The sequence below is a fragment of the Caulobacter segnis genome, assembly GCF_003243465.1.
In the GTDB taxonomy this organism is placed as follows: domain Bacteria; phylum Pseudomonadota; class Alphaproteobacteria; order Caulobacterales; family Caulobacteraceae; genus Caulobacter; species Caulobacter segnis_A.
Genome location: NZ_QFQZ01000059.1, coordinates 21,537 through 30,850 on the forward strand (window position 1 = coordinate 21,537; position 9,314 = coordinate 30,850).

Annotated in this window: 9 protein-coding genes and 1 pseudogene; 1 reads left to right on the plus strand and 9 read right to left on the minus strand. The window is 70.7% G+C overall.

The window, feature by feature from the left end; translation table 11 throughout:
* Positions 1 to 2 precede the first annotated feature (2 nt).
* From DI526_RS16610 to DI526_RS16650, 9 genes are all read right to left on the minus strand, one after another.
* Positions 3 to 1,460 carry an alpha/beta hydrolase gene (locus DI526_RS16610; protein ID WP_304280354.1) on the minus strand — a complete coding sequence of 486 codons (1,458 nt, stop codon included), beginning with the start codon at positions 1,458 to 1,460 and terminating at the stop codon, positions 3 to 5.
* Positions 1,461 to 1,492: 32 nt separating this feature from the next.
* Complete coding sequence (locus tag DI526_RS16615; RefSeq protein ID WP_304280370.1) at positions 1,493 to 1,981, minus strand: RNA pyrophosphohydrolase; 489 nt, start codon at positions 1,979 to 1,981, stop codon at positions 1,493 to 1,495.
* Positions 1,982 to 2,005: 24 nt separating this feature from the next.
* Positions 2,006 to 3,184, minus strand: a complete 1,179-nt coding sequence (locus DI526_RS16620; RefSeq protein ID WP_304280356.1) for a divergent polysaccharide deacetylase family protein — start codon at positions 3,182 to 3,184, stop codon at positions 2,006 to 2,008.
* A 150-nt stretch (positions 3,185 to 3,334) separates the two neighbouring features.
* On the minus strand, positions 3,335 to 4,726 hold the full coding sequence (locus DI526_RS16625; RefSeq protein ID WP_304280358.1) for a S41 family peptidase: 1,392 nt from the start codon (positions 4,724 to 4,726) through the stop codon (positions 3,335 to 3,337).
* A gap of 189 nt (positions 4,727 to 4,915) precedes the next feature.
* The gene (locus tag DI526_RS16630; protein ID WP_304280361.1) at positions 4,916 to 5,977 is read right to left on the minus strand and encodes a murein hydrolase activator EnvC; all 1,062 of its coding nucleotides are present in this window, start codon (positions 5,975 to 5,977) and stop codon (positions 4,916 to 4,918) included.
* 16 nt (positions 5,978 to 5,993) lie between these two features.
* Entirely contained in the window at positions 5,994 to 6,458 is a 465-nt protein-coding gene (gene rlmH, locus DI526_RS16635; RefSeq protein ID WP_304280364.1) for a 23S rRNA (pseudouridine(1915)-N(3))-methyltransferase RlmH, read from the minus strand.
* 52 nt (positions 6,459 to 6,510) lie between these two features.
* On the minus strand, positions 6,511 to 6,942 hold the full coding sequence (gene rsfS / locus DI526_RS16640; protein WP_304280372.1) for a ribosome silencing factor: 432 nt from the start codon (positions 6,940 to 6,942) through the stop codon (positions 6,511 to 6,513).
* 110 nt (positions 6,943 to 7,052) lie between these two features.
* Positions 7,053 to 7,715, minus strand: a complete 663-nt coding sequence (locus DI526_RS16645) for a nicotinate-nucleotide adenylyltransferase (RefSeq protein ID WP_304280365.1) — start codon at positions 7,713 to 7,715, stop codon at positions 7,053 to 7,055.
* On the minus strand, positions 7,681 to 8,955 hold the full coding sequence (locus tag DI526_RS16650) for a glutamate-5-semialdehyde dehydrogenase (protein WP_304280367.1): 1,275 nt from the start codon (positions 8,953 to 8,955) through the stop codon (positions 7,681 to 7,683). Before DI526_RS16650 ends, DI526_RS16645 begins: the two co-directional genes overlap by 35 nt.
* 204 nt (positions 8,956 to 9,159) lie before the next feature.
* Between DI526_RS16650 and DI526_RS16655 the strand changes: the two are divergent.
* Positions 9,160 to 9,314 (plus strand): annotated as a pseudogene (locus tag DI526_RS16655) (hypothetical protein); the annotation flags it as partial.

Genomic DNA, 9,314 nt, shown 5'->3' on the forward strand with positions numbered 1-9,314 from the left:
GTCTATTTGGACTTGGGCGAGGTTTTGGCGGTCGCCTTTGTCGCAGGTTTCTTGGCGGTCGGAGCCTTCGTGGCCGCCGGCTTGGCCTCGGCCTTGGGCTTGGCCGGCGCGGCCTTGGCGGGAGCCTCGGCCTTGGGCTTGGCCGTGGCGGACTTGGCGGCCGGAGCCTTCGCCGCTGGAGCCTTGGCGGCGGCCGGCTTGGCGGCGGCTTTGGCCGCGGGCTTCTCGGCGGCGGCCTTGCCCTTCGGGGCGGCGGCGGGCTTGGCGGGCGCGACCTTCGGCGCGGCGGCCGTCTTCGCCTTCGCCGCGGGCTTGGCCTCGGCCGCAGGTTTGGCGGCCTTTGCGGCGGGCGCCTTTTCGGCCGGGGCCGCCTTAGCCGCGGTCTTCGGCGCCGCCTTCGCGGCCGGGGCCTTCGCAGCGGCCTTCGGCTTGGCCTCCGCCTTTGGCTTGGCTTCGGCTTTCGGCTTGGCCTCGGCCTTGGGCTTTGGCGCCGCCTTGGCCTTCGCGACCTTGGGCTTGGCCTCCGCCTTGGGAGCCTCGACGGGCGCAGCCGTCTCGGCCGGGGCCGGGGCCGGGGCCGGGGCCGGGGCCGGGGCCGGGGCCGGGGCGGGCTCGGCCTTCACCGGTTCGGGCGCCGGAGCGGGGGCCGCGGCCTTGGGTGTCGGGGCGGGCGCTTGGGCCGGGGTCTGCTTCTTGCCGCCCAGCCAGGCGATCAGGTCGTCGAGGATCTTCATCGTGTTTGGCTCATCTATGAGATAGTGGGCGTTGTCGGGATACTCGCGATACTCGGCGCCGGCGTACTTCCTGCCGACAAGGCGCACGTCCTCGACCGGTGTCGTGCGATCCAGCGCGCCAGCCAGGACCAGCATGGGCGCGGTGACCTTGCTGGCGTCGACATAGGCGGCCTTGTGGGGGTCCCTGGCGGGATAGGCCAGGTCGGCCAGAACCTGGCCGCTATCATGGACCATGGTGGCGTAGAGAGCGTCGTGACGGGCGGCGGGGACGGCGTTGGCGACGCCGAACTTGAAGCCGGTCTTCCACATCTTGCCGGCCTTGGTCTCGGGCTTGCCGGCCAGGACCAGGTTCAGGAAGGTGATCAGCGGCGCCAGCTTCGGCTTGCCGCGCGCGTCGGCCGGGGAGGCGGGGGCGAACAGCACGACCGCTGCGGCGTGGCCGGCTTCGGCGATCTTCTGGGCGATCAGCCCGCCCATCGAGTGGCCCATGACAATGGGCTTCTCCCCGGTTTCCTTGGCCAGGGTCTGGGCGTAGGCGACCATCTCGTCGACATAGTCGGCCAGGGTTAGGCCGGCGAGACCGGCGCGCGGTCCCTCGACCGTCCGCACGGCGGCCCGGATGGTGGGTGTCTCGACGCGGTAGCCTTCGGCGCGAAGGCGTGCGGCCACCGGGCCCCAGACATCGCCGGCGCAGCCGTAGCCGTGAATTAGCAGAACTGTCGCCACCCCTGTTCTCCCCGCGCCGACGGAGCCGTTTTTCAGGCCCCTCCGGCGAACCCCGCGAACGCGGCGACGACTGCTTCGTAGACGCCGCGTTTGAAAGGTACGATCAGTTCGGGTGCTTCGTCGAGCCTGCCCCAACGCCAGGCCTCGAACTCGACGTGTTCGTCCGCCTCCAGATCGATCTCCCGCTCGTCTCCCGTGAACCGATAGGCGAACCAGACCTGCTTTTGCCCCCGCCAGCCGCGCGAGGCCTTGGCGCTGGCCAGGACCTCGGGCGGGAAGTCGTAGGTGATCCAGCCGGGCGTGCGGCCCAGCAAGGTCACCGAGGTCACTCCGGTTTCCTCGGCCAGCTCCCGACGCGCGGCGGCTTCGAGGTCCTCGCCCTCGTCGACCCCGCCCTGCGGGAATTGCCAGTTGTAGGGCGGCGGCTGCTTGTGGCGGCGGCCGAACCAGACCCGGCCGTCGGGATGGAACAGGACCACGCCGACATTGGGACGATGCTGCGGATAGTCAGGCTCTTGGATCATCCGAGCCTTATTTCACAGGCCTTAGCGCCGGGCGAGGGCCGAGGCGGGCGCCAGCTGCAGGCCGCGCGCCTGTAGGCCCGCGGCCCAGAGGCGGACCTGGTTGATCGTCACCGGATAGGCGAAGCCCGAGCCCAGCGACTGGCCCCGCGCCGAGGCCCCGTTCTCGAGCGCGCGGAGCTGGGCGTCGATGGCGCTGGCCGACAGCTCGTCATCGATCACCCGATCGGCCGAGACGCGCGGGATCGGCCCGGCGCGGCGGGCGGCGACGCCGTCGTCGACGAAGGCCAGCCCTCGCGCCTTCAGCACCGCGTTGAAGGTGTTCATCGCCTGATCGTTGTCGATGAAGCGCGCGCCCAGATCGTTGACCAGGCCGAAATAGCCCGTGGCCCGCGACATCAGCCATTCCAGCTTGCGCACGGTGTCCTCGGGCCGGTTGGCGGCGATCAGGGTGTAGGGGCCGGGATCGTTTTCAGGGTAGTCCGCCGGCTCCATCGGGGTCTCGAGCAGCACCTCGTGGCCGTGCTGGCGGGCCAGGTCGATCCAGCCCTGCAGGCCCTCGGCGTAGGGGGCGAAGGCGAGCGTCACCTCGCCAGGCAGGGTCTCGATCGCCGCGCGAGTGGTCTGGGCGTTGAGACCAAGGCCGCCGATCACGACCGAGACCTTGGGGCGGCCGTTCGGCGTGAACGGGCGGGCATAGACGTCGGCGGCGGTGCGGCCGTCGGCGGCGATGATCGGCAGCGGCGCGCCGCCTGGACCGGGCGCGGTCAGGCCGGCGATCGGGGCGCGGGGCAGTCCGGGCCCCTGCTGGACGGGGGGAGGCGGCTTTTCGCCCTCGAAAGCGGGCTTGTGGCTCTCCTCGGCGCTTTCGGGCGGGAAGGGCGCGCGGGACAGCTTCAGTTCGCTCGGCTTCAGGGGCGCTTCGTGCGGCTCCTCGGCCGTCAGCGCCTCGCGCCAGCCCTCGGGGGCGTTCTTGGTCGCGCCGATCTTGGTGAGCTCCAGCCGGACGATCGGATTGCCCGCATGGGGATCGCTGGTGACCAGGACGAGCGTCGCCAGCGAGGCCAGGAACAGGCAGCCCGCGCCGCTGGCGCCGATATAGGGATTGGCCAGCGCCGTCCCGAGCTTGGCGCGCAGGGCCGCCGACCCGGCCGATCCCGACCTGGCGGCGTAAGCGGGCTTGCGGGAAGACTTGGCGGCCATCGGGCGGCAAGCTAAGCGCCAAGCGCCGAAGAGACGGTTAACGAGAGGTCGACGGCCTTGCGGGCGTCCGCGGCCCGACGTCGCAATGCTAACGAAAAACGCCGCCTCCCGGGGGGAAGGCGGCGTTGCGTCGTTGGCCGGAGGGCCGCCTTACTTTTTCTCGGCGGCCGGGGTCTTGGTCGCGGCCGCGGCGGCCTTGGCGGTGACCTCGGCGATCTTGGCGGCGGGCTTGGGCAGCTTGGGGGTGTTGGCGACACCGCCAGCCTTGAGCACCGCCAGGGCGCGCTGCAGCTGGAAGTCGTCCTTCTTGTCGTCGAACCCGGCGGGCGGCGCCTCGGCGGGCGCGTGCGGCGCGACGCGGTTCTTGCCCTCGTCGCCGTTCAGGGCGTTCTTGAAGCTGGCCTCGCTGAACCAGACGCGGTTGGCGATGTCCTGGGCCTGGTCGCGGGTCTGGGCGACCTCCAGGTCCGGGGTGATGCCGGTCTTCTGGATCGAACGGCCCGAGGGCGTGAAGTAGCGCGCCGTGGTCAGCTTCAGGGCGCCGTCGGCCCCGCCGCGCAGCGGGATCACGGTCTGCACCGAGCCCTTGCCGAAGCTGGTCAGGCCGACCAGTTCGGCCCGGTGACGGTCCTGCAGGGCGCCGGCGACGATCTCGGCCGCCGAGGCCGAACCGTTGTTGATCAGCACGACGACCGGCAGGCCGTTCAGCAGGTCGCCGGGTTTGGCGTTGTAGCGCTGGATGTTGCGCGGATCGCGGCCGCGCTGGCTGACCACCTCGCCGCCATCCAGGAACACGTCGGCGACGCCGACGGCCTGGTCCAGCAGGCCGCCCGGATTGTTGCGGAGATCGAAGACCAGGCCCTTCATCTTCGGGTTCTTGGCCTTCAGCTCGTTGATCGAGGCGGTGAGGGCCTCGGTGGCCTTCTCGTTGAAGCCGGGCAGGCGGACATAGCCGTAGTCGCCTTCCATCCGGGCGATGGCGGCCTTGGGCTTGATGATCTCGCGGATCAGCTTGACGTCGAACGGGTCGGTCTTGTCGCGGGCGATCGTCAGGGTGACGGCCTCGCCGGCGGGGCCGCGCATCTGCTTGACCGCCTCGTTGACGGTCAGGCCCAGAACGCTCTGGCCGTTGACGGCGGTGATGTAGTCACCGGCCTGGACGCCGGCGCGGGCGGCGGGGGTGCCGTCCATCGGCGAGATCACCTTGACCACGCCGTCCTCGCTGGTGACTTCCAGGCCAAGCCCGCCGTACTCGCCGCGGGTGGTGTCCTGCATGTCCTCGTAGGCGTCGGGGGCCAGGTAGCCCGAGTGCGGATCGAGGCTGGTCAGCATGCCGTCCAGCGCCGCCTCGATCAGCTTCTTGTCGTCGACCTCGGTGACATATTGGTCCTCGACCGTGCCGAGCACGTCGCCGAACAGTTCCAGCAGCTTGTAGGTCTTGGCCTTGGGCGCGTTGTTCGCCTGGGCGATGGGGCTGACATAGGCCATGGTCCCCGCGCCGAGGACGAAGGCGGAAACGCCGATGAGCAGGTACTTGCGCATTAAGGCCCAGAAGGCTCCCTTGGCGACGCGCGGCGTCGCAAACCGAATTTAGCCCCGTCCCAACCCTGGAGCCTGCCAGAGCAGACTCCAGCTTGTACAGCTAGAACGCATGTTGCGGCGAAACCATGAACACTTCGCCTGACGTTCCGAGGACCGTCTCACAACGGTCACCTTTACGCAAAAAGCCGCCTATCGCGACTCCTGTTTCAGCCAGCGTTCCGGATCCGTCGGCGCGCCGTTTTCCCGGACTTCCATATAGAGTTCCGGATCGGAGGATACATGGTCCGGCATCTTTCCGAGCGCGGCGCCGGCCGCGACAGATTGTCCGGGCGCGGCGGTGATCTGGTCCAGGCCCGCCAGGACGATGTGATAGGCCCCCTGGGCGCGGAGGATCACGACGGCGCCCCAGCCGTTCAGCGCGCCGGCGTACTCCACGGTTCCAGCCACCGGCGAGGTGACCGCCAGGCCCTTTTCGGTCCGCAAGGTCAGGCCCGGCGCCTTGCCCCCGGCCGGCATCTCCTGGCCGAAGCGTCGGACGATGTCGCCCGCGGCCGGCGGGCGCAGCACCAGCGGTCCCGTCGCCGCCGCGCGGCCAAGGCCGTCGCTCAGGGCGCCGAGGGTGCGCAGCTCGCTCTCCTGGGCCAGGGCCTCCTGGGCGTAGGCGCGCTCCAGCTGGGTCTTCTCGATGATCAGCCGCTCGATCTCGCCCTTGCGGTCGGCGACCACGCTCTCGGCGGTGAACAGCTCGGCCGAGGCGGCGGCGGCCTCGCGGCGCAGGGTTCCGACGGCGGTGGCCTGACGGGCGTAGGCCTCGGCGCGGCGTTGCAGGTCCGGCGTCATGGCGCGGATCAGGATGGCGGCGCGCACCGCGTCCCGGGCGTTGTCCGGCGAAACCAGCAGGGCGGGCGGCGGATCGCGGCGGAAAAGCTGCAGCGCCGAGAGCAGCCGCGCCAGCCTCTGTCGGTTGAGGCCAAGATCGGCCAGGATGGCGCGTTCGCGGGCGTTCAGGTCTTCCAGCCGCGCCCGCTTGGCGTCGACGTCGGCGCCGGCGGCGACGCGGGCGTGGTCGAGGCGGTCGAGCTCGGCGCGCAGATCCTCGATTTCACGGCGGGTGTCGGCGGCGTTCTGGCGGTCCTTGGCGCGCTGCTCCATGGCGGCGCGGTCGACGCTCTGCCAGGCGATCCCGGCCGTGGGAACGGCGAGGGCCAGGGCGGCGAGGGCGAGAACGGGACGCGAGGGGCGGCGAAGCATCGCCGACTTACTAGCCCTAATCGCGGTGATAGGGCGAGCCCGAGAGGATGGTGGCGGCGCGATAGATCTGCTCGGCCAGCATGGCGCGGGCCAGGGCGTGCGGCCAGGTCTGCGGCCCGAAAGCCATGGTCTCGTTGGCGCCCGACAGGATCGAGGGATCCAGGCCGTCCGCCCCGCCGATCAGGAAGACCACGCGGCGCGTCCCGTCGTCGCGCAGCCTGGCCAGGTGATCGGCGAAGTCGCGGCTCTTGCGGACCTTGCCGTGCTCGTCGCAGGCGATGACGTGGGCGCCCTCAAGATGCGGGCGCAGCACCTCGGCCTCGGCGGCCTTGCCGGGCTTGCGGGCCTCGACCTCGACGATCTCGACCGGACCCAGCGCCAGGGCGCGACCCGAGGCGGTGGCGCGGGACGCGTAGTCCAGGGCCAGCTGCGCCTCGACCATGCGGCCCAGCTTTCCGACGGTGAGGATGGTGATCTTCATCAGAGCGAGAAGCGCTCAAGGCCGTCGCCGGCTGAGCGACGGCCGAGCGAGATCAGTTCGCCGCGGTGCGGTGCGGGGCGTCGACCGCCCAGATCTTCTCGATGTTGTAGAAGGCGCGCACTTCGGGGCGGAACAGGTGGATGACGACGTCGCCGGCGTCGATCAGCACCCAGTCGCAATGCGGCAGGCCTTCGACCCGCGCCTTGCCGAAGCCGTTTTCCTTCAGCGCCCGCAGGATGTGGTCGGCCAGCGCGCCGACGTGACGGTGCGAGCGGCCCGACGCCACGATCAGGCTGTCGGCGACCGAGCTCTTGTCCGTCAGGTCGATGTGGACGATGTCCTGGGCCTTGTCGTCGTCCAGGCGGTCGAGGATCAGGCGCTCCAGCGCCTTGACGTCGAGAACCGGACTCAGGCCCGGCGTTTCGGTCGAGGACTCGGCGCCGGCCGAGCCTTCGTGCGCACCATGCGCGGGGTCGCTACGCAGCGTATTGCTCCTTATGGGGTCGCTGTGGACAGCTCTCATAGCACGGAATTGGGCGAAAGGTGAGGGGGCGCGTGAACGAGCGTGATTTCGCCCTTCGCGCCGCGCTCAAGCTAGCGGCCCAGCTTGCCCGTCTGCCGCGCCCGAAGCGCGGTCGAGGAGGCGAAATTCAGCGGCCCCGTCAGATAGACCCAGGCCGGCGCGGTGGCGTCCGGCAGGCGCGCGGCGGCGCTGGCGGGCCAGCGGGCGAAGGCGAAGCGGCGGGCGGCGGGGGCGGTGCGGGCCTTCAGCGCGATCCAGGGGCGCGAGATCACCGCCACCGGAACCTCGCGCATGATCTGGGTCCAGCCGCGCCAGCGGTGGAAGCCCGCCAGGCTGTCGGCGCCCATCACCCAGACGAATTTCACGCCCGGGAAGCGGGCCTTCAGCACCCGCAGGGTGTCGATCGTATATTGCGAGCCAAGCCGCGTTTCCGCGTCCGAGACGATCATGCCCGACCCCCGCGCCCAGCGTCGGGCCTGCGCCATGCGTTCGGCGACGGGCTTGGTCTCGTGAGCGGGCTTCAGCGGGTTCTGCGGCGACACCAGCCAGATGACGCGGTCCAGCTCCAGACGGCGCATGGCCGTCTCGGCCACGTGGGCGTGGCCCTCGTGCGCCGGGTTGAAGCTGCCGCCGAACAGGCCGACGCGCATTCCCGGCTCCAGGTGGAAGCCGAGGCGTTGCGCGGAGGGCCGGCCGGCGTCAGGGACGAGTCTGGCCGGTCCCGCGAACCACATATTTGAACGTCGTCAGTTGCTCGGCCCCAACCGGGCCGCGGGCATGGAGTTTGTCGGTGGCGATGCCGATCTCGGCCCCGAAGCCGAACTCGCCGCCGTCGGCGAACTGGGTCGAGGCGTTGACCAGCACGATGGCGCTGTCGACCGCCGCCACGAAGGCATCGGCGGCGGCCTCGTCCTCGGTGACGATCGCGTCGGTGTGGCCCGAGCCGAAGGACGCGATGTGCGCGGCCGCGCCCTCGACGCCGTCGACCACGGCCACGGCCAGGATCGCGGCGAGATATTCGGTGGTCCAGTCCTCGGGCGTCGCGGTCTTCATGGCCGGAACAATCGCGCGGGCGGCGGCGTCGCCGCGCAGCTCGCAGCCGGCCGCCAGAAGCGCCTCGGCGATCGGCGGCAGCAGCGTCTCGGCGGCGGCCTTGTCGAGCAGCAGGGTCTCGGCCGCGCCGCAGACCGACACGCGGCGCAGCTTGGCGTTGACGACGATATCCGTGGCCTTCTTCGCGTCGGCGGCGGCGTGGACGAAGACGTGGTTCAGGCCCTCGAGGTGACCCAGCACCGGCGCGCGCGCCTCGGCCTGGACGCGGGCGACCAGGCTCTTGCCGCCGCGCGGGATGATCAGGTCGATCGAGCGATCCAGCCCTTGCAGGATCATGCCGACGGCGGCGCGGTCGGGCGTCTTGACCGCCTGCACGGCGCTTTCGGGCAGGCCGGCCGCCAAGAGGCCGCGTTCGATGGCCGCGTGGATGGCCAGATTCGAGGCGATGCACTCCGAGCCGCCGCGCAGGATGACCGCATTGCCCGAGCGCACGCACAGCGCGGCGGCGTCGGCGGTCACGTTCGGGCGGCTCTCATAGATCATGGCGATCACGCCGATCGGCGTGCGCACTCGGCTGATGTCCAGGCCGTTGGGCCGGGTCCAGCGCGAGGTCGCCACGCCGAGGGGGTCGGCGATCTCGGCCACGGCCTCGACCCCGGCGGCGACGCCTTCGAGGCGCTTTTCGTCAAGCGCGAGGCGGTCGAGCATCGGGCCCGACACGCCGTTGGCCTCGGCGCGGGCCAGGTCCTGGGCGTTGGCGGCCAGGATGGCCGGCGCGGCCTTGCGGATCTCGGCGGCCATGGCGCGGATGGCGGCGGTGCGCTGCTCTGGCGTGGCCAGACGCAAGGCGCGCGCGCCCTCGCGGGCCGTCCGGCCCATGTCCGCCATCGTCGCCTGCAAGCTCACGCCCGCGTCATCCATGTCGCTCGTCCCTGCAAGGTTATGCTCAGGTTGAGGCTTACCTAGAGCGCGTTAGGCGAAAGTGTAAGCGGTTTCGCCGCCAAACGCGCTCCAGGCAAGAAACGGGAGCCTGTCCAAGGGACAGGCTCTAGGCGCTTTCAGGGCAGGATGAAACCTGTGTTCGTCTGAAAACGGAGGGAGTTTTGGTGAGGGCGCGGCTTCGCCGCTTCACGCGGCTGGCCGCTGAAGGGAGGGAAGGGAAGCGGAGCGCCGGACGTTCGTCCGGAGGTTTGAAGTGTGTGTACCGTTTCGACGAAGCCAGACGCTCCGCGTGGCCGTTATCCGGTGAGCCCTCGACGCGCGGGGTTTTAACCCGCTTC

Coding starts and splice junctions, on each gene's coding strand:
- DI526_RS16630 (WP_304280361.1), bottom strand. CDS start 5,977: ATGCTTCGCCGCCCCTCGCGTCCCGTTCTCGCCCTCGCCGCCCTGGCC.
- DI526_RS16645 (WP_304280365.1), bottom strand. CDS start 7,715: ATGTGGTTCGCGGGACCGGCCAGACTCGTCCCTGACGCCGGCCGGCCC.
- rlmH (WP_304280364.1), bottom strand. CDS start 6,458: ATGAAGATCACCATCCTCACCGTCGGAAAGCTGGGCCGCATGGTCGAG.
- DI526_RS16625 (WP_304280358.1), bottom strand. CDS start 4,726: ATGCGCAAGTACCTGCTCATCGGCGTTTCCGCCTTCGTCCTCGGCGCG.
- DI526_RS16620 (WP_304280356.1), bottom strand. CDS start 3,184: ATGGCCGCCAAGTCTTCCCGCAAGCCCGCTTACGCCGCCAGGTCGGGA.
- DI526_RS16650 (WP_304280367.1), bottom strand. CDS start 8,955: ATGGATGACGCGGGCGTGAGCTTGCAGGCGACGATGGCGGACATGGGC.